Genomic DNA, 19,532 nt, shown 5'->3' on the forward strand with positions numbered 1-19,532 from the left:
TCAGGCTTTTTGCGAATAATATTCACATATGTTAATATTGTTAATTTTATTTAAGTACAGATATTTAGTATGGTTGCCATAAAGACTGTTCTCAAAGATTCAGAGCAAATCACTCGGTTGTTTTCTCATCTCGAATTTGATGGAAAGAAACTCAATCATCAACCGGGTAGCGTATTGGGGAGTACTGCATTGATTGCGGGAACCACCATTGGGGCTGGGATTCTCGCCTTACCAGCTGTTACCCTGCCGTCTGGGATTGTGCCATCCACATCTGGGCTGATTGCTGTTTGGCTCTACGCTTTAGTTTCAGGGTTATTGGTTGCAGAAGTGATCTTAAACACGATGCGAACAGAAGGGTGTCCGAGTATAGGTTTTTTGGGAGTTGTTGAGAAGATCCTTGGTAAGCTAGGAGGGCGAATTGCTGGCGGCGCATATTTATTCATGCACTATGCTCTCTTAGTGGCATACATCACTGAAGGTGGAGAGATTTTAGGATCTGCGGCGGCAAAAGTCTGGGGTGTGCAGATATTGCCAAAGTGGGTGGGTACAATGACTTTCACGCTCTTATTTGGTGGCATTATGTATCTTGGGCGAGAAAAGTTTATTGAGAAATTAAATAGCGCCTTTGTCGGAATTGTTATCGTTTCCTTTTTGGGACTATTATTTCTGGTAGGAGGGCACATTCAGAGTGCCCAATTATTATTTCAGAATTGGAGTGCCCTTGGTAGTGCCATTTCAGTAATGTCTGTGGCGCTATTTTTCCAAAACGTTGTGCCGCTGGTTGTGACGCAACTCGAAGGGGATGCCCACAAAATTCGTCAGTCCATCTTTATTGGTTCTGTGATTCCTCTAATTATGTTCTTGGCGTGGAATGCCGTAATTTTAGGAAGCGTCAGTCCTGATATCCTACATGACACATCTGATGGTAGAACTGTTTTTGACCCGTTGCAAATTCTCCGAACAGGTGGTGTGGGGGAAGGGTTAGGAGTGCTAGCATCCATTTTTTCAGAGTTTGCGATCGTTACATCATTCATTGGATTTGTATACGGGTTGCTGGATGTGTTCAAAGATATTTTCCTAATTACACAGGGCAAACTTTTTAGTCGCCTATCCCTCTACTCGCTGGTTCTTTTCCCTCCTATGACTCTGGGAACACTCAATCCCACCATCTTTTTTACTGCCTTAGATTACACTGGAACATTTAGTATCTCAGTTCTCGGTGGAATTATTCCGGCGTTAATGAGTTGGAAGCAACGTCAAGAACAAGAAAACTCAGATAGTATAAATCAATCACTCGTTCCTGGTGGGAAGGTGACACTCATGGTGATGATTGGAGTGGCGTTAGCCATGATGGGAAGGCAAATTCTGGCAATTGCCACACAGTCAAACCATCAATGAAATTCTATGTAACACAAATACTTATAGTTGTAGTATAAAGAGGACAAACACAATCAAATGAGTGATTCTCGCCTCGTCAAAATCAACAAATATCTCAGTAAATATCTGCGACATACGCCGGATGCAATTGGAATTAAACTTGCTCCTGCTGGTTGGGTTGCTGTTGATGAACTACTTACTGCTTGTGCTAAAAACAAGTTTCCGATTAACCGTCAGGAATTAGAGGCGGTAGTTGAATCCAACGAGAAACAACGGTTTTCTTTTGATTCTACAGGGACTCTGATTCGTGCGAACCAAGGACATAGTATAAAAGTCGATTTACAATTAGAATCTGTTGTTCCCCCAGATGAGCTTTATCACGGCACGGGACACAAGTCTGTAAAGGCTATTATGCAAACAGGACTTTGCAAAATGTTACGACATCATGTCCATTTATCGAAGGATATTGCAACAGCACAAACTGTTGGTGCAAGACATGGAAAAGCAGTAGTTTTTGTTGTATATGCTGCGGCAATGCATCAGGCGGGTTACATTTTCTATTGTTCTGCTAATGGTGTTTGGTTAGTGGATCATGTCCCACCTGAGTATCTACAAAAAATTTAAATTTTAATAAGTTGTTAAGATTTATTTAGAAATCTCAAAAAAGGAACTGTTTCCTTGTTTTGAGTATTTGATAGCATTGGTTCTACCCACAGCTTCTGCCAGTATTTGTGCTTGGCGCGATCGCTCTGATAATATGCCAAAAAGCATATTCCACGGTTAAAAGCCTTGGTTACACGGGATTATGGCTTTTTTGTGCCCAAGGCTTGCGTCATAGGTATAGAGTTATCAAAATTATCGTTAGTTCATTAAACTGACGCGAATCATTGCTTAAATTACTGATTAATTAGTGCATCACCAAATAGAGAAAATTATGGTAACTAGGCTCGAACCATTCAAATCATCTCGATTTATCAGAAAACCGATTTTAGCAGATGTCGATTTTTTGACTTTTTGGAAAACATTGACCAATTTGCTGCTGATCCGGGCAGAAAAATTTTTTCAATGGTCTGGTTCTGTTGTCAAACTGCTCAAAATGTTCCTTGAATAATTCCGCCATCTACTTGCAGCATGACTCCATTTACAAATGAGGCGGCTGGTGAACTCAGAAATACCGCGACATTGGCAAACTCTTCTGGTGTCCCTATACGACCTAAAGGAACTGTCCCATTGACTCTAGCAATTTCTGCTGCTTTTGTTTCACCACTTTTAGCAATACGGGCGTTGATTAATTCTTCTACTCGTTCTGTATATGTCCAGCCTGGTAAAATGCTGTTGACGCGAATTTTATCGCTACCGAGTTCTTGGCTGAGAGTTTTCGTTAAACCAATCACCGCTAATCGAATCGAATTAGACAACACCAGATTTTGGGCTGGTTGTTTAGTTGAGGTTGAGGTGATGGTCAGAATCGCTGGTGCTGTAGATTGGCGTAAGTAAGGTAAAGCGAACTTCACCAAGCGTACCGCACTCAGCAAAGTCAAGTTGATCGAAGTTTCCCAAGTTGCCAAATCGATATCGTCAAAAGTGCCAGCGGGTGGGCCTCCGGCGTTGGTAACTAGGATATCCAACCCGCCGAATTTCTCTACTGTGGCATTAATCACCCGCTCAATATCTGCTTGACTAGTGACGTCTGCACGCAGAGATAGCACTTCTGTACCTGTTTCGCTTTCAATCTCCGCAGCGGTTTTGTCAATTAACTCACTGCGGGCGCAGATGGCAATTTTTGCACCCTCACGGGCAAATTGCCTTGCTGTAGCTTTGCCCAAACCTTTACTAGCAGCTGTCACTAAGGCGACTTTGCCACGGAGTTGCAAATCCATAATCTTGATTCTTCTTGTTTATAGTAACTTGAAGCCGAGGTAATTGAGAACTTCACGCAAGCGATCGCGTCCCCTCAATGATTCGACAGTTGCGATCCGTTGGGCTGAGTGTTCTGACCAATCACCAGGGATATTCATCTTTTGTTCAGTATAGAAGTCTTTGATGATATCGTTATAGTGAGCGATCGCTTCTTCTTGATCTGCCAATTTATAAGTTTCACGATGCAGTATCGCTGATTGTGGCAACCTTGGCTTAATCGCTGCTTCTACCTCAGGATTTGCATAGCCGACACATAGCCCAAACACAGCATACACAGAGTCGGGCAAATTTAATATCTCTGCTACCTCTTGGGGGTGGTTCCGAATTCCGCCGATATATACTGTTCCTAAACCAAGTGATTCAGCTGCTACTGCTGCGTTTTGCGCCGCCAAAGTTGCATCGATTGTTGCCATCACAAACATTTCCAAGTATTCCAGGGCATCATGAGATATGCCACGACTGTCAGCTACGTAGCTTAGACGCGCCAAATCTGCTAACCAAACCAAGAATAAAGGAACCTGGTTAATATGTGCTTGGTTTCCTGCTAGCTTGGATAATTCCTCTTTGCGCTGTTGATCTTCGACTGCTACCACACTCCAGGTTTGCAAATTAGAGGAAGTTGATGCAGATTGGGCGGCTGCAATTAGTAACTTCAGAGTTCCTGGTGGTAGAGAATCAGATAGATAAGACCGGATTGAACGGTGAGATAGTAGTGCTGTCAGGGAATCATTCCATTCAATTTCGGGATTGAAGGGGATTTCACCGTAGCGCGATCGCAGTAGTTCTGTAGGATTAGTCATAATCAATTCCAAGATTTACATTTCAAAAATTGTCAGTTGAATAAAAGACTTTAGGAGCTTACAGATGTCATTAGTGTCAATTTAAGGTTTAAAATCTTGTTTCCAGGTACTAAGAAGAAAATGCTCTTTATTGGGCTACTGCCACTTGAATACGAGGCAGAGCCTCACAGAGGGCATTCCTAGTCGGAGACTAGGAACTAGGCATTTGTAGGGGCATACAGATGTATGCCCCTATAGCCTACTCATTGTACTAGTTTAAGTTTTTGGTGAAAAGGCAGCATATTCTTCTTTTGTCAACATTGCATCCTTGACATTTACCTCTTTGGGAATTAACTTCAATTTATAATATGTATCCGCAACACCTTGTTGGAGATTTATTAGATTGTCGTCAATTGGGACAACACCAAAAGTGCGTCTGTTAGTTGCTTTTTTCATCGTTTCTACATCAATTCCCAACACAGGTGCTAGAGTTTTTGCTACTTCTTCTCGATTTTGTTTAGACCATTCTTCTAGATTTTGAATTTCCTCCACTATTGCCTTGACAGTTTGCGGATTTTCAGTGACAAATTTGCGACTCATCAAATAATATCCTCCCTGTTTATTGATTCCTGTGCCATCAATTAGGACTCTGGCTTTAGTTGCTTCTTGAGCCGCTGCATAGAAGGGGTCCCAAATTACCCAGGCATCTACACTACCCTTGACAAATGCAGCGCGGGCATCAGCTGGTGCTAAATATTTAGGTTCAATGTCAGTATATTTCAATCCCGCTTTTTCTAAAGCTTGGACTAACAATAAGTGAGCGCTAGAGCCTTTTTGAAAGGCAACTTTTTTACCTTTGAGGTCACTAAGTTTTTGAATTTGTGAATTTTGAGGAACAAGAATTGCTGAACTAGCCGGAGTAGCCGCAGTACCAACAACATAAGTTAGTGATGCTCCGGCTGCTTGGGCAAATATTGGCGGTGATTCTCCTACAGGACCGATGTCAATACTACCCACATTCATGGCTTCTAGGAGTTGGGGACCCGCTTGAAATTCAGTCCACTTTACAGTGATCCCTTCTGGTGCCAAACGCTTTTCTAAAACACCTTTAGTTCTAATTAAAATAGTCGATTTTTGATAGCCAAATCTTACCACTGTTGCTTTACTGGAAGCCGAATTGCTAACAGATGTGGCAGTGGGATTAGGGGAATTAACAGTAGGTGTCGATGAGCAGGCGGCAAATAGCACGCTCAGACAAAGACCTGCAACAAAAGCCCCCGCAATTGGCAAAGGAGAAGAAAAGAATAATTTATGTTGGTTGTTAAATGGGATATTCCTGATTTTTATCAACGATATCCACTTGGTAATTAAGCGGCGAAAGATTAGGTGAATCATCAAAATGATTTCTCTGAACTATATTTATACTATAAACTTATAGGTTTACCGGAGTATATAGATAAATTTAAATTAAATTGATATAAAAATAGCGGGAAGTAGGGTAAATTGATACTTCCCTGCTTGTCTAAGTGTCAAAATACACAGCACTAATTCAGCAAATCAGGTTCTTCACGGATAATCCTGTCGTAAAGTGGCTGGAAGCTGAACCACCCACTTATATGTGACCCCACTTGAGTTTGCGTTAAGCGAGCTGTTTCGTGTTTGATAGTAGTAGGTCTACCCGCAGCTTCTGCCAGTAGTTGGGCTTGGCACGATCGCTCTAAGCTAATGTACCAAAAGGCAGCTTCATCTACCGTATGTCCCACAGTTAAAATGCTGTGGTTCCGCAGGATTATGGCTTTCTTTGGCCCCAAAGTTTGCGCCAGTCGCTGACCTTCAGAAGTTTCTAAAACCACACCTGTGAAATCATCAAATAGGGCATGGTCTTCGTAAAAAGCACAGGAATCTTGAGTTAAGGGGTCAAGGAGACGACCTAAACTAGACCAGGCTTTACCATAAAGTGAATGGGCATGAGCCGCTGCTATGACATCAGGTCGAGCTTCATGAAGCTGAGAATGAATGGCGAAAGCAGCTTGATTCACCTCAGCATCGCCTTTAACCACCTCACCTTCTCTGTTAACTAAGATCAGGTCAGAAACTCGGATATGACCGAAGTATGTTCCAAATGGATTGACCCAGAAATGGTCTGTAAACTCCGGATCACGAGCCGTAATATGGCCGGCGATTCCCTCGCTGAAGCCAAACTTACCAAACAGGCGAAAGGCAGCGGCGAGACGTTGCTTGCGGTGCAGGCGTTCGTCTTCAACTCTCTCGAATACTGGGGGTTGTGGTCTATCGGACTTGGGCATGTTCTTTTTCCTCTTCTTCTTTACAGGGAGCGTTGGAATATCCAGAGCGAAAAGATTTGACGCTATGAGATTCTGGGATGAACTGGTGACGCAAGATGCAGCCAGTATCATTACCCAGAAGATGGATAGATACAGATGCGCTCTGGGATGTGGTTTTGACGGCGTGGATATCACCATCTGGAGGTAAGAGGCGGTAGATATCCCCTGGTTGAAGCGATCGCACTTCAGTTACTTGTAATTGTGCGTGTCCTTCAGCATCGCCGTTATCTAGACGGCGATAGACTGTTTCTTCTTGATTACCTTTGTATAAACCAATCAATCCCCAAGCCAAATGGTCGTGGACGGGAGTCGTTGAACCTGGGGGAATCACCAAGCTGAAGACTGAGAGGGAACGGTCTTTGGCGCGATAAAGCAGCCACTGACCAATACCGCCGCCCATCTTGCTTTCGGGATTGATTTGAGCAAACTTTTCCCGGAGCCATTCCTGTTGGGCGAGCAGTTCTTGAAAATAGGGTTCTAGTCTAGCTAGAGTTTGGGTGCGATCGTCAGCAGTGCTAGCGCTAATTTCACGCACTGTTGCTACAAAGGATCGTAGTTCCTGGCTCTCAATAAACCATTCGTCTTCTGGTAATGGTTCCAAGATGGTGTGGTTTGTCATTTATATTCCTCGATTTGGCAGGCAACTAACATTTACTAATTCGTAATTCACGCTATGTGCGACTTATTATTAAAACCCCGCTTCCATTCCTCTCCCCGAAAGGTCGAGAGGCTTTGATTCTTTCTCCCCAACGCTAGTAGAGAAGAGGTTGGAGGTTAGGTTTGAGAGGAAAGTTGCACACGGCGTTAATTCGTAATTCGTAGTTAAGAATTCAATTACGAATTATTTTAATGCCAGGGTGAAGCTTGAAGCCAAGTTGCTCAAGTTTTAGACGAGAAAGAGACTCCTTCAGAATGATAGTAAAGGGATATCTCTGGAATACGGTAGCTTTACCTTGTGACAATAGTAGCCTAGCACGGCTGATGCGTACTGGATATAACGGTTGTTGGTTGGCATCGAGAATCAATACTTTGGTCATGAATGATATTCCTTACGAATACAGTTATTAAGGGACTATCAAAAAATCAATCATCCAATCTTGATCTAAGGGATTTTCAACAAATAAATTATTCAATCTTATGGAGTGGCCAACATGAGCGCCTTTGGCTACAGGCGACTTTTCTGACTATCCCACAAGAAGTAGTTGAATATTTTTTTTATTTGAAAGTCCCTAAGCAACAACAGTTGCTTGTCGCTCCCGCCGTTGCACTTCTGCCCGGACTAGGGGAATCACATCACGACCATAAGCGATCGCATCTTCTAATGGATCAAATCCCCGAATCAATAGAGTAGTTACCCCAGCATCATAGTAATCCACAAGGGACTCTGCTACTTGCTCCGGTGTCCCAACCAGGGCTGTAGTGTTACCATAGGCACCAGTAACGGCAGCAATTGGTGTCCACAAGCGCTTATCGAAAATTTCGCTTTCTTGGGCAAACTGTAACAAACGATTGGAACCCACTGCTTGCGGACGTGCTGAATTAAAGTAGGGAGTTATCGGTAGCTGATTTTCGGTTTTTGCAGCCCGAATTTCCTTAACACGCGATAGAATTGAGTGCGCCCGTTCCCAAGCCTTCTCCTCAGTATCACCTAGAATCGGTCGCAACGAGACACTATACCGTGGCGATCGCTCTGGTGGTGTTACAGCTTTTACTTCGCGTATCCGTTCCTTAACCGCCGCAATCGGTTCTCCCCACATAGCGTAGACATCACTGTGCTTTGCACCCACAGGTACTGCTGCACCAGAAGCACCGCCAAAGTACAGGGGTATGTGGGGTTGTTGTAAAGGCTTCACATCTGAGTAAGCATCTTTCACCCGGTAGAATTCGCCCTCATAGTCGAAGGGAGTATCACTCGTCCACACCCGGCGCACAATGTCGAGGTACTCATCTGTACGGCGATAGCGAGTATCGTGGTCAAGCCAATCACCATCGCGTTGCTGTTCGGCATCGCTGCCACCTGTAATAATGTGTACGGCAATGCGACCATTAGTAAAATGATCCAAAGTTGCTGTCTTGCGTGCGAAGAGTGTAGGAGCCACGAAACCAGGGCGGTGGGCGATTAAAAACTTCAATCGTTCTGTTGCAGCCGCCGCGAACGATGCCACAGTTAAGCCATCGGGGCCAGTTGAACCATAACCAACCAGTACCCGATCAAAGCCACCATCCTCATGTGCCTTAGCAAACTTGCGGACGTAGGCGGCATCTATGGAACCGCCGGTGATCGAAACTGTCGGCCCATCTAACTCAGATATTTGTCGCGTTCCAATCATTCCAATAAATTCAATCGGCATAGTGCATCTCCTTAAAAATTACAAACCATAATCAACAAGAATTGGGCATTGGCGATAAGTCTTTAATACTCGCTGACGAGTCTTTGATACTCGCCGATGAGTCTTTGAACTCCACTCCTCTGCTCCTGTATCCTCTGCTCCCCTTGCTTCCCCTGCTCCCCTGCTTCCTCTGCTCCCCATCTCCCCCTCCTACTTAGCCGTGGGGCAGATAGTAGCAGCAACATCTACCTTTTTCGGTAGAATTTTTTGCTCCAGCATCCAGTCAGCAGTCTTCTGAATTTTGACAACATCATCAGCATTAGGTGTGGCAAGTAGCTGTGGTCCTTGATTCTCAGTTACCCGCTTGGCTACGGCTGGGGAGATTTTGATGTCCTTGACTAGAAATTCGGCTGATTTTGCCGTATTTACATTCAACCAATCGTATTCCTCGCCTAAACCCTTGAAAGCTGCTTTCACCGCCTCTGGAGATTTAGCCGCAGCCTCATTACGCACAAGCATTACACTGTAGGTGGGGGCTGGATGGGTTGTGGTGATTCTCCTAGCACCATGCTCTAATTCGGCAATTGAGATATAGGGATCCCAAACTGCCCAAGCGTCCACAGTTCCTTGGTAAAGGGCGGGTGCAGCATTATTTGGAGCTAAGAAGACACGCTGAACTTTATCTTTAGAAATGTTCTCTTTTTCCAATACTTTTAATAACAGGTACTCACCTGCACCAGCCTGATTTACAGCAACTTTTTTACCTACGAGGTCAGCAGGCTTACGGATAGAAGAGTCGCCACGAACTACGATCGCACTGCTCAATGATTCAGGTCTAGGACGCTGGACAGCCCCAATGCAAAGCTCCTGACCAGCGGCGATCGCTGACAACCCAGGAATGTCCCCGCACCCGCCTATATCGGCTTGATTAGCACTAATTGCTTGGAGTAAGGTAGCACATCGGTCAAAGGGGCCAGCCCATTCAGCTTTGATATTTTCAGCCGCAAGCCTCTTTTCTAACTCTCCTCGTTGACGGGCAATTGGTACCACACCTCCCTTTTGGTATCCCAGGCGAATCAAACTGGTTTTCTCTTGAGTTTGGTTACTGACATTTTGGGCAGTGTTAGTATTTGTAGAGTCACTTGAAGCGCAGCCAGAAATCACCAAACCTAGCCAGGAACCAGCAACCAGTAAGGCACTAAGGGACTTGACTGAGCGTTGTGGCAATAAAAACAAGAACTTTTTGAATTGATTCAACAACTTTTTTATTACTCCTTTTATTAAAGAAAAGATAAGAATGAGAGTCTAGAGGTCAACTCCAGCACTCTCGTCTTTACCGCTAATTAGGGATTTTCAAGGAATAAATCATCCAATTTTGTAGGGCGGTCTCACAATCAATAGTTGGATATTTTTTATTGGCAAGCCTCTTAGCTGTGATATTGGTTTATACAAATACGGTAAATCGGTCGGATAACCGTTGAATAAACTACAAGCAGAAATTATCACATCCAAATTTAAAAAGCAAGTCGATTGTTACGAGTTCCAGGTGTGAGGAACGCGAAAAAGTGGAATTGTCCATATCATCTAGACGTGTATCGTTTGTCCACAATGCCAAAAAGCGTTGGATTTGCTTAACTCAGAGTTTTATTGACAACGTTCTTTACCTAACTTCGTTGGAATCCCAATTGAACTAACCAGTAAAAGACATACGAGAAGCTAAACCTAGCAACTTGTCGGGGAACTCAATATGACGGTCTGGACTTACGCAAAGAATTTCTAGAATTAGTAAGTCGCCCACCAGTTCCACCTCGTAAAACCTTTGGTTTGTGGGTTTCAGAGTATGGTTATGACAATTGGAAGCAGATTGATCCGATTTTGAGCGGCTTGCGAAGCAATAATTTCCCAATCGATGGCTTCGTGCTTGATTTGAACTGGTTTGGTGGAATTATTCCTGACGAAACGCAGACATCTGTTGATGAGTCTACGGGCAGTGCAATGGATCGGTTGAATTGGGACGAAAACCAAGAATCCTTGGCGACAAAGGTGACATTAAATCGTGTAGCTTTACCGCAGCTGACTTCCTAAAATGCTTTCGATCAGGCCGAAAATGGTTGGTTTAATGTCGGCAACAATTTGATTTTGGCTTTTTAGGAGAAATTTTTATGTATTTATACCAATTCAATTAATGATTGCAACACATCCTTGGGTGAAGACGCGATGAATCGCGTCTCTACAAATGGTCTATTTGTCGCATTCTTTTTTTAAATTGGTATTATACTTAAAATGCTCGTTATTTTAATATTGTCAAAAAGGCGTAATTGTTTGTAAATGTAGGCTTTTTTCTAACTGCGGATGCTGGAAGCGAAGTTCTCTAGCGTGCAGATGTAACCGACTGGTAACTGCACAGCATCCATAAAGGCGATCGCCTAAAATAGTTACCCCAAGTCCTCGCACATCAGCTGCATGAACCCTCAATTGATGAGTGCGTCCAGTTAGCGGCGTAAATTCTACGCGGGTGTAGTCTTTTTCTCTCGCCATTACCTGAAAATGTGTCAAGCTAGGTTTACCGTGCTGCCAATCAACTTTTTGATTAGGGCGATTTTCAGGATCTGCCCACAATGGCAGTTCAATTGTACCTTGGTTAACTGTCACAGCACCGGAAAGGATGGCTTCATAAACTTTATAAACCTGGCGTTGCTGAAACTGCTGGCTGAGTTGCCGATGGGTTTGACGATCGCGCGCCAACAACAAAATACCAGAAGTTTCCTGATCTAGGCGATGCACAGATGCAAGGGTTATGCCATCCGGTAATAGATGACGTAAGCGACTCAAAACACTATCTTGGCGATCGCGATAACGACCAGGCACTGAAAGCAGCCCAGCAGGCTTGTTTACAGCAATCAGCCATTCGTCTTCATAAATAATCGGGATCTCTCCTTTGGTAGGGGAAAGTGGGCTAGTTATGTATACATCCCTGTTTGGGATTGAAATAGGTTTCAAGCCTGAGAGCAAAAACCCCATTAGTGGCTGACATCGCTCCGCACATGCTCCATAAAATTCTCCCTGAATTTTGTCCTGATTTACAGAAGACGCACCCCACCAAAATTCCGCCATTGCCAGTGGTTTGAGATTATGTGTTGCGGCATAATGGAGCAGCTTTGGGGCACAACAGTCTCCTGTACCAGTGGGGAAGCCTCCTGGCATCAATTGTTGCAATGCTCGCGATCGCCCGGAAAAATTAGTCAGGCTGTATGTAGCGTGCATCTGAGCTTGTAATTGACGCGACAGTGCTTTACGCTGTTGTTTCAGTTCGCTAATTCGCGCATCCGTCACTGCAATTAACTGTTGAAGGGGCTGTAATACTGCATTCTGCTGGCGTTTAAGTTGTCGTCGCTCAATTCCCTGCTGACGACTCTCTTCGTCGAGTTGTTCAAGAATAAGTGGATCGCAGATTTGCTGACGTTTTTCCTGTCGTTGATGTTTGCAATGGCGATGGCGATCGCTCATTGCTTGCAATTGCTGCTCAAACTGATCAAATAGGGTTTGGTACTGCTGGCGTTCGGTCAGTTGCTTCAAGCTAAGGAGTTCTTGCTTAATCGCGTCCAACTGTGCCAAAGTGCGGGCTGACTCTAAAGCAACTTCGTCTCTTCCTGGAATTGGTGGCACCCAGTCCTCAACCAGACTGCAACCATTCAAAAGACCGGAAAAGGCTTTGAGTACCCGTTGTTCGCCACTAGGCAGTTCAACCAATAGTATTCCATACATCTTGCCTTCACGAGAATAACAATCATTGTTGGCAAGCTGTTGCATTAGTCCGTGGGCGATCGCTTCAGCCATTGAGGTGCGGGGTAGTTTTAGGCGATCGCCACTTTGGAGACAACGCCCTTCATAGTAATAACTAGGAGATGAGTTGCTGATAGCATTGCAGTCTATGAAATCTGAAAGCGAACGTATTATTACCATAAAATATACGGCGTTGCTGAGTTAAAATATAAAGTTGAGTAAGTGTAATCGCCCTAATCTGTAGTATTTAGCGGCGTTTATGAATTCAGGTATGGTTTATACAAACTTTTTCAGCCCATGTTTAGTTAGTAGGGGCGCACCAATACTTTTCGGATCAGAATGGTAGGTTGGGTTGAGCGCTGGCGAAACCCAACGAACGGTTAATAATGTTGGGTTTCGTTCCTCAACCCAACCTACTAAACTGTATTGCCGTTTAACCGAGAAGTATTGAGGGGCGCATGGGCTTTGCGCTTAAGTTTGATCATCTCACACGGCTCCACCATTTACACGGATGTTTTGCCCAGTGATCCACCTAGCTTCGTCGCTAGCGAGAAATGCTACTACGTCGGCGATTTCTTCCACCTCTCCCAGTTTACCAAAAGCAGCCATTTGAGCTACATGGTCTATGTGTTCTTGTGTTTTGCCTTCTCGGAATAGTTCTGTATCGGTGGCGCCAGGAGAAATAACATTAACTGCGATCGCCTTTGCACCCAATTCTTTAGCTAGTACCCGCGTGATTTGTTCAACAGCACCCTTGGTTCCAACATAGGCACTATAAGTTGGCAGCATCATTGCCGTGGTTGATGAGGAAAAGTTGATAATCCGTCCCCCTTCTGCCATGTGTTGCGCGGCTTGTTGGCAAGCAAAAAAAGTGCCTTTGACATTAGTGGCAAAAATTTTGTCGAAATCTTCTTCTGTCACCTGAGTAATTGGTTTATAGAAGATGATTCCGGCATTGTTGACCAAAATATCGAGTTTACCGAAGCGTTCAAGTGTTTGCTCAAATAACCGTTGGATGTCGGCTACTTTGCTAACATCAGCTTGGATAGCGATCGCCTCTACTCCCAACTTTTCAATTTCCGCAACAACTTCCTGTGCTTTGCCTGTATTACCCGCATAGTTAACGACAACAGATGCGCCATTACCTGCTAATTTTAGTGCGATCGCTCGTCCAATTCCCCGCGATGCACCAGTGATAATTGCAACTTTTCCGGCTAAAGATGCCATAGATTAATCTGATTTTATTTTAGTTTACCAAAGTGATTATCTGCTGTTAAAGTCCTGTACCAAGGTTAAATTTAGCGATCGCTGTTAGAAAGCCAACTTTATTCCAGCCAAAATCCCGCCAGCGACTTCAAGTAAGCGTCAGGCGGGAAAAATGAAAATACTTTGCAAGAGCTGAGGATATGTGCGCTCTCTTCACGGCAGATTAAGGTTTGATGCGGCTTGGCGAATATTGTTGAATATGTTGAGCTAAATTGAATGCCTGAGTGTTCTTTGATGTAAACGCGATGCCTACGGTGGTCACTGAGCTTGCCGTACCTCTACGGGGAAGCAAGCTAGCAAGAGCGTCTCGTAGAGAAGTGCGGTAAACTACGCCCTACCGAACTTGACAGAATTTAAGTGCTGATGACGCAGGATAAATTGTCTGTCTTCGTTAACCAAAAGCTCATCTGGTTTATCAAATCTGCGTAGATTAAATTATTTTAAGAAAGGATTTTCTGGATCTATCCCTTGAATCGCAAACGGCGGACATGTTGGATCAGATAAGCGTGTTCCATTAAATGTAAAAGTAGTGCCGTTGGAATTGATAGCATTACCATTTATCCTCCGATCTGGAACAAAGTCTCCTATTACTTCACCGTTAAGTGCGATACTTACTACTGAAGGTGGTTTTGTGACTGCTTGCCAATTTTTCTGATCCTGACCTAGATTTGTACGGCTATAAGTAGCGTCTAGTCCAACAAAGCGTAGGCTACCATTGGCCTTAAATTCAAAACAAGCAGTAAAATTATCTCCCAGACTCGAATTAACATTGACATTGTAGCTTTTGCCCTCCACTCCAGCTTGTACTGGTGCAGCAAACAAGATTATTTGTCCAAGTAAACAAGTTAAAACTAAACCACACTTAGATTTAATGATTTGCACTGACATAATTATTACCTCTCTTACGTAATCAAGTAATTGCTTACTTTTACCTATTGACAAATGGTTAAGGTCATTAAACATTTGTCAATGAGTAATGGTGCGAAAAATTAAGTTAAAATCGAGATCGGAAACGCAAATTTTCAGCTTGCGATGCCGTTTTGGAGCGTCACGTAGAGAAGGCTGACTACGCCTACGCGTCATATTTAAAAGCATCGTTCATCCTTGCGTTCAAACTTGGTATAAAGCTTAATTAGATACTCGATAGCATGGATAATTTACAGCGTAATCACTATTGACAAAACGAATCATATCTTAAACTTTTACGAATGCTCTCCTAAAAGGAGAGAGGTCAGAGTGGATTGCATACAAACGAGAAGCACTATAGTTAACGCTCTTGGATGGACATTGGTAGGAGACAAGATTGAGGACTTCTCCTCTACTCCCTCATCTCCCCACTCCCTTTACCCTTAATTAAGATTCTGGAACGATCGCAACACCATCCCTGAGATTGAGCAGCCCTGAGATAATAACTTGATCTTCTGGCTGTAATCCTTCAATAACTTGGTAATTATTATCTCTGATCTCGCCTAGCTTCACTCGCCTTTGCCGAGCTACTTCTTGGGATACACCTTGGGGAGATTTTTCCGTTTCAACTACATAAACAAAAGTGTCCCCAGCGATACGAGTCATTGCTGTTGTGGGAATTAAAACTCCGGGGCGCTGATTCCAGAACACTCTAGCCCTTACCAATTGATCTGCACGTAGCTGACCGTTAGGGTTGTTAAAAAGTGCTTTGATCAGTATCCCTTGTGTTTGATTACTGGCATTAGGTGCAATAAAAAATACCCTACTTCTACCAAGCTTCTCACCTTGTGTGTTCATAACCTCCACTGGCATTCCCTTACGCAATAGGGCCCCTTGCTGTAGTGGCACAGAGATATTAACTTCTAAAGGTCGATTTTGGGTGATATTAACTAATTGTGTGGAAGTGTTAACTAAATCACCTACTTTCACGGCGATGTTGCCAACTGTGCCACCAAAGGGAGTGGTAATTTTCTCGGACTGGAGCGGGACTTGTTGGTTTGGAATATTTACATTACCTTGCTGCAAAGATTTTTCAGCCTGCAATATGTTGGCTCGTTGTGCTTGAATCCTGGAATCAATTGCATCAAGACTAGTCTTAGCAGCGGTGAGCCGATCAGCAAACTGATTGCGAGTCTGTCGAGACACGGCTCCTTCTTGAGCTAGGGTGACAAACTTTTCGTAGTTCTGTTGGTACAATTGCAGATTTGCAACGTAGGATGGTCGTTCTGCTTCCAGAGATTTGAGTGTAGCGCGGGCATTTTCCAGTTGCACTAAAAATGCTTGAGGTACAGCATTGCTGCCAGTGACACCCGCTTGTGGTGTAGGATCTACTTGGATAATTGCCGCTCCTTGGGCGACTAAATCTCCCGATTTGACAAATATCTGGGTAACTTGGCCCTGAATCCTCGGCTGAAGCGTGACTGAGCGCTGGGATTTTAGGCTAGCAATAAAATCTGAACTTTCCTCAATTATGCCGCTTTGTACTGTCGATATTTTGACTCTTACCCCTAGAGGTTGAGCATTAGCAGTTGAAGGTGCTGAATTTTGCGGAGTGAGCAAACGCCAAACTATAGCTGTTCCGCCCCCTAATAATAGTAGTGCAGGTAAAAATAACCAAAGCCACCGCCGTTTTCCAGAAGGTGGCTCAAATGGGGTTTGTGGAGGTTTGTCTCCAAAATCATTTTGAGGCTCAGGGGATGTCATGGCTGATGAGGAACTTAAGGAAGAAATTAACTAGAATTCAATCAAAATTGCATCTGTTGATATTGAAATTACTGATTTAGCATGAGGTTTTGTGGCAAATTATGTGTTCCCCCATCCAAATATACAGTTTTGATAATTCTGTCTAAATCTACCGAAAGGTGAATTCCTAATTTTCCATAGACCATCGCTGATCAAAATGACTTGCATTAATCAATCGAATGCGAGGTGCTATTTTAAGCACCTCACAATACATATCGCTTAGTAATGGTAAAACGTTAATGACGATTAAACAACTACAAAATTGTTTTGGGTTAGTGACAATCCAGCTGATAATTGTGCAAATTTTACCTGAGTAAACCCAGATGCACTACCATCTTGGTCAAAGAACAATGCACCTGTAATGTCATTGTAGATAAATCGCTCTTTGCTAGTGGTTGCAGATGTTCCGATGGTAAACTGATCTGCTTTGAGTGAAGGTGTTGACAACCCACCACCAAAACCATCAGCTGATACCTGAATCAGGTCATCAGTAGCGTTAAAGTCATAAAGACTATCAACACCTTCGTGGGAACTATTGAAAGCAAAGGTATCAATACCATTCCCACCTGTAAGGTAGTCATTGCCATCGCCTCCAGAGAGTAGCTTATTGACATATGAACCGCTACCATTCAAGGTATCGTTACCTGCACCACCATTGAGGGTATTATTGCCACTTGATCTATAGTCAATAGTACTGGCGTTATAAAACAAGTAGCCAGAGATGCTTAGAAAATCATTGCCATCTCCCCCAGAGAGCAGATTATTGCCTGATGAAGACTCAGCATTCAAGGTATCGTCACCAACGCCACCATTGAGGGTATTTTTGCCAGATGAGTAAGATAAGTCAAAAGAATCATTGCCATCGCCCCCAAAGAGCAGATTATTGCCTAATGAAGAGTTAACATTCAAGTAATCGTCACCAACGCCACCAACAAGGGAGTCATTGCCTGGGAGGGAGTCACTATCTTCGGGGAACTCATGGCGCGCACCACCAAAGAGGGAGTCATTGCCCGTACCACCCCTTAAAAGGTCGTTGCCACCCAAGCCCTGAATGATGTCATCACCCCCCTGACCATTTATGACATCATTTGAGTTGTCAAAGCCGTTAACATTATTGTTGAGGTCGTTAAGGAAGGTGACTGTGTTCTTCTGGAAAATAGTGCTTTGAGTAGAGTTGGCATTGAAGACATCAAAGCTGTCGGTGATGCTAGTTTGCCCATCAAACACTATATTGCCCAAGTTGATAGTGGCTCCTGGAGATCTGCTGAGGTTATCTAAGTTTTCCAAAGCAAAGTTTTGCAGGATAGTCAAAATTTTTTGAGTAGATGCAACGTCCCCCATCATTGCATTTGTAAAATCATCCAGACTTACACCGAATTTAGTCTTGAGAACTTGACAAAAGCTAGCGGGCATTAAGCGCTGGGTGGAAAAAACTCACTTGGTTGTGATGGGTGAGAATGGCCCAAAGTTGCAATTAGAGTAATGAATATTCCCGTTTTGGGAATATTTTATAATCTGTTACAAACTCTAATGCTGGCGAAATGGCTTGCATCCAGGTTTGCTAGGGGTTAGTTAGGCTATCTTCTTGACAAGAGATTGCTAGCTTGAAACCTGTGCAATTCATTCCCAAGAGGATCAATTATTGACAGATACCAAAAGATATGAGATATTTCTAAAAACTACGGCAAGTCTGTCGGCTTTACGTAGTAACTATCAAGTCTTTAATTTAAGGCTTTCAAAAACCAAAAGACTGATTCACGCGGTTGTGAAAAAGTTTAAAACTTTGCTTTTGATAAAAGCAGAAGTCTGGCTACACATATTTGCTGCTGTGTGGCCAAATTGATTCTGCCTAATAATCGATGAGATTCACTGAGGCAAATTTTTCTGATCTCTACTCAGGTGTAATACGAATGAAAAGTATTTTGGCAAAAACAATAGCCTTCTCTACAAGTGCTGCTTGTATATCAATGGTTTCCCTTACGGTTGCAGTACCTGTTCAGGCAGCTTCATTCAGTACATTTTCGTTTCAAACCAATGTTACTGCTACTCCTATTAACGACCCCACAGGTAGATTACTCAACGACTCTACCAGGGATGTACGACTAGACTCTCTAGAATTTCATGGCAAAACGATTAGTAATTTTGAAGTTGTCAAGCAAGGGAACATTCTTCAAAACGATACTTATACTCTTGCTGATGGCGGTGTTTTTGGCATACTTAATTCAGGACGAGGGCCCAATACTCAGTATGATAATTTAGTTGTAGAAGGGCCCTCAAAACCAAACCCAACTGCTCAAAACATTGTGGACAGTTTAGGTAATTTAAATCTCAACAGCATCTTGGTAACACGAGAAAATGCAAATAAAGCCAGCATTGAAGTTTATTTTGCAAATCCGGTAAATACGTTCTTTTTTTGGGAGCGTGGTGGAACAGCCGGTGGAACAGTGGCTGGCGATAGTGACTTATTGGTGGAGGCTTTGGATGACAATAACGCAGTTATAGCTAGTTACAAAATCTTGAGACAAAACTACACCAAAGCTGACTATAACATTAGTACAGTTGTTGAGCCAATTGTGAACAATGGGCCTTTCAATATTGGTTCTATCGGTATTACTTTAGACCGAACCACTACAAGAACACTAAGATTAACCAGTTCCAATAATAATGGGCTTATTCCTAATATTCCTAATGACAACGGGCCTGATTTTAAGGTTGTGGCAGCTAATGTTGAAACTGTTCCTGAGCCTACTACTTTTATGAGCTTACTGCTTGTTAGCAGTATGGGAATGGTCTTAAAGCGTCAGAAAAAAGTTATAGGATGATTTAGCAGCTTGTCAAAATTTCACTAAAAACGCAAGTCTACAAAACTTTCGCTAGCAAGTATAACGAGCTTTCATAGGTTACTTATTGATCCAATATCATCCTAGAACTCTATTTGGCATTGAGCCAAAATGAACGCGTTGACCAGCTTCGGCAAAGCCCGCCGTACCCCTACGGGGATATTGCGGGAGCAAAACAGATGC

At 43.4% G+C, this 19,532-nt stretch carries 20 protein-coding genes; 5 read left to right on the forward strand and 15 right to left on the reverse strand.

The window, feature by feature from the left end:
• The first annotated feature begins 69 nt into the window (after positions 1-69).
• Positions 70-1,398 (forward strand): amino acid permease, encoded by a 1,329-nt coding sequence (locus tag Q0541_RS24915; RefSeq protein WP_298917015.1) that lies wholly within the window; start codon positions 70-72, stop codon positions 1,396-1,398.
• Positions 1,399-1,455: 57 nt separating this feature from the next.
• On the forward strand, positions 1,456-2,001 hold the full coding sequence (locus tag Q0541_RS24920; RefSeq protein ID WP_298917018.1) for an RNA 2'-phosphotransferase: 546 nt from the start codon (positions 1,456-1,458) through the stop codon (positions 1,999-2,001).
• 21 nt (positions 2,002-2,022) lie between these two features.
• Here the strand turns inward: Q0541_RS24920 and Q0541_RS24925 are convergent, their stop codons facing one another.
• The gene (locus tag Q0541_RS24925) at positions 2,023-2,148 is read right to left on the reverse strand and encodes a hypothetical protein (protein WP_298917021.1); all 126 of its coding nucleotides are present in this window, start codon (positions 2,146-2,148) and stop codon (positions 2,023-2,025) included.
• Positions 2,149-2,311: 163 nt separating this feature from the next.
• Here Q0541_RS24925 and Q0541_RS24930 point away from each other — a divergent pair, with 163 nt between their 5' ends.
• Entirely contained in the window at positions 2,312-2,488 is a 177-nt protein-coding gene (locus tag Q0541_RS24930) for a hypothetical protein (protein WP_298917026.1), read from the forward strand.
• Here Q0541_RS24930 and Q0541_RS24935 read toward each other — a convergent pair.
• The 9 genes from Q0541_RS24935 to Q0541_RS24975 all read right to left on the reverse strand — a co-directional run bounded on the left by Q0541_RS24935 (position 2,469) and on the right by Q0541_RS24975 (position 10,008).
• Positions 2,469-3,257 (reverse strand): SDR family oxidoreductase, encoded by a 789-nt coding sequence (locus tag Q0541_RS24935; RefSeq protein WP_298917029.1) that lies wholly within the window; start codon positions 3,255-3,257, stop codon positions 2,469-2,471. The genes Q0541_RS24930 and Q0541_RS24935 overlap by 20 nt on opposite strands.
• 18 nt (positions 3,258-3,275) lie before the next feature.
• Entirely contained in the window at positions 3,276-4,097 is an 822-nt protein-coding gene (locus Q0541_RS24940) for an NADPH-dependent oxidoreductase (RefSeq protein WP_298917087.1), read from the reverse strand.
• 255 nt (positions 4,098-4,352) lie between these two features.
• The gene (locus Q0541_RS24945) at positions 4,353-5,471 is read right to left on the reverse strand and encodes a sulfonate ABC transporter substrate-binding protein (RefSeq protein WP_298917090.1); all 1,119 of its coding nucleotides are present in this window, start codon (positions 5,469-5,471) and stop codon (positions 4,353-4,355) included.
• A gap of 149 nt (positions 5,472-5,620) precedes the next feature.
• Positions 5,621-6,382 (reverse strand): class II aldolase/adducin family protein, encoded by a 762-nt coding sequence (locus Q0541_RS24950; RefSeq protein WP_298917093.1) that lies wholly within the window; start codon positions 6,380-6,382, stop codon positions 5,621-5,623.
• A complete protein-coding gene (locus tag Q0541_RS24955; protein WP_298917096.1) occupies positions 6,366-7,040 on the reverse strand; it encodes a cysteine dioxygenase family protein in 675 nt (224 codons plus the stop codon). The genes Q0541_RS24950 and Q0541_RS24955 overlap by 17 nt, the downstream gene beginning before the upstream one ends.
• 211 nt (positions 7,041-7,251) lie before the next feature.
• Positions 7,252-7,458 carry an RRXRR domain-containing protein gene (locus Q0541_RS24960; protein WP_298917099.1) on the reverse strand — a complete coding sequence of 69 codons (207 nt, stop codon included), beginning with the start codon at positions 7,456-7,458 and terminating at the stop codon, positions 7,252-7,254.
• Positions 7,459-7,650: 192 nt separating this feature from the next.
• Entirely contained in the window at positions 7,651-8,772 is a 1,122-nt protein-coding gene (locus tag Q0541_RS24965; RefSeq protein ID WP_298917103.1) for an LLM class flavin-dependent oxidoreductase, read from the reverse strand.
• 18 nt (positions 8,773-8,790) lie between these two features.
• A complete protein-coding gene (locus Q0541_RS24970) occupies positions 8,791-8,952 on the reverse strand; it encodes a hypothetical protein (RefSeq protein WP_298917105.1) in 162 nt (53 codons plus the stop codon).
• Positions 8,953-8,961: 9 nt separating this feature from the next.
• On the reverse strand, positions 8,962-10,008 hold the full coding sequence (locus tag Q0541_RS24975; protein ID WP_298917108.1) for an aliphatic sulfonate ABC transporter substrate-binding protein: 1,047 nt from the start codon (positions 10,006-10,008) through the stop codon (positions 8,962-8,964).
• 498 nt (positions 10,009-10,506) lie between these two features.
• Between Q0541_RS24975 and Q0541_RS24980 the strand changes: the two genes are divergently transcribed.
• Positions 10,507-10,836: a TIM-barrel domain-containing protein gene (locus Q0541_RS24980; RefSeq protein WP_298917185.1), complete on the forward strand. Its 330-nt coding sequence runs from the start codon at positions 10,507-10,509 to the stop codon at positions 10,834-10,836.
• A gap of 219 nt (positions 10,837-11,055) precedes the next feature.
• On the opposite strand, the gene Q0541_RS24985 is transcribed toward Q0541_RS24980, so the two are convergent.
• From Q0541_RS24985 to Q0541_RS25005, 5 genes are all read right to left on the reverse strand, one after another.
• Positions 11,056-12,714, reverse strand: a complete 1,659-nt coding sequence (locus Q0541_RS24985; protein ID WP_298917111.1) for a pseudouridine synthase — start codon at positions 12,712-12,714, stop codon at positions 11,056-11,058.
• A gap of 306 nt (positions 12,715-13,020) precedes the next feature.
• Complete coding sequence (locus Q0541_RS24990) at positions 13,021-13,761, reverse strand: SDR family oxidoreductase (RefSeq protein WP_298917114.1); 741 nt, start codon at positions 13,759-13,761, stop codon at positions 13,021-13,023.
• A 474-nt stretch (positions 13,762-14,235) separates the two neighbouring features.
• Positions 14,236-14,688, reverse strand: a complete 453-nt coding sequence (locus Q0541_RS24995; RefSeq protein WP_298917116.1) for a hypothetical protein — start codon at positions 14,686-14,688, stop codon at positions 14,236-14,238.
• A gap of 465 nt (positions 14,689-15,153) precedes the next feature.
• Positions 15,154-16,470 carry an efflux RND transporter periplasmic adaptor subunit gene (locus Q0541_RS25000; protein ID WP_298917119.1) on the reverse strand — a complete coding sequence of 439 codons (1,317 nt, stop codon included), beginning with the start codon at positions 16,468-16,470 and terminating at the stop codon, positions 15,154-15,156.
• 285 nt (positions 16,471-16,755) lie between these two features.
• Positions 16,756-17,922, reverse strand: a complete 1,167-nt coding sequence (locus Q0541_RS25005) for a calcium-binding protein (RefSeq protein WP_298917122.1) — start codon at positions 17,920-17,922, stop codon at positions 16,756-16,758.
• 497 nt (positions 17,923-18,419) lie between these two features.
• Here Q0541_RS25005 and Q0541_RS25010 point away from each other — a divergent pair, with 497 nt between their 5' ends.
• Positions 18,420-19,331, forward strand: a complete 912-nt coding sequence (locus Q0541_RS25010) for an exosortase-dependent surface protein XDP2 (RefSeq protein ID WP_298917125.1) — start codon at positions 18,420-18,422, stop codon at positions 19,329-19,331.
• Positions 19,332-19,532: the final 201 nt, after the last annotated feature.

The organism is uncultured Nostoc sp. (assembly GCF_937863485.1).
In the GTDB taxonomy this organism is placed as follows: Bacteria; Cyanobacteriota; Cyanobacteriia; order Cyanobacteriales; family Nostocaceae; genus Nostoc.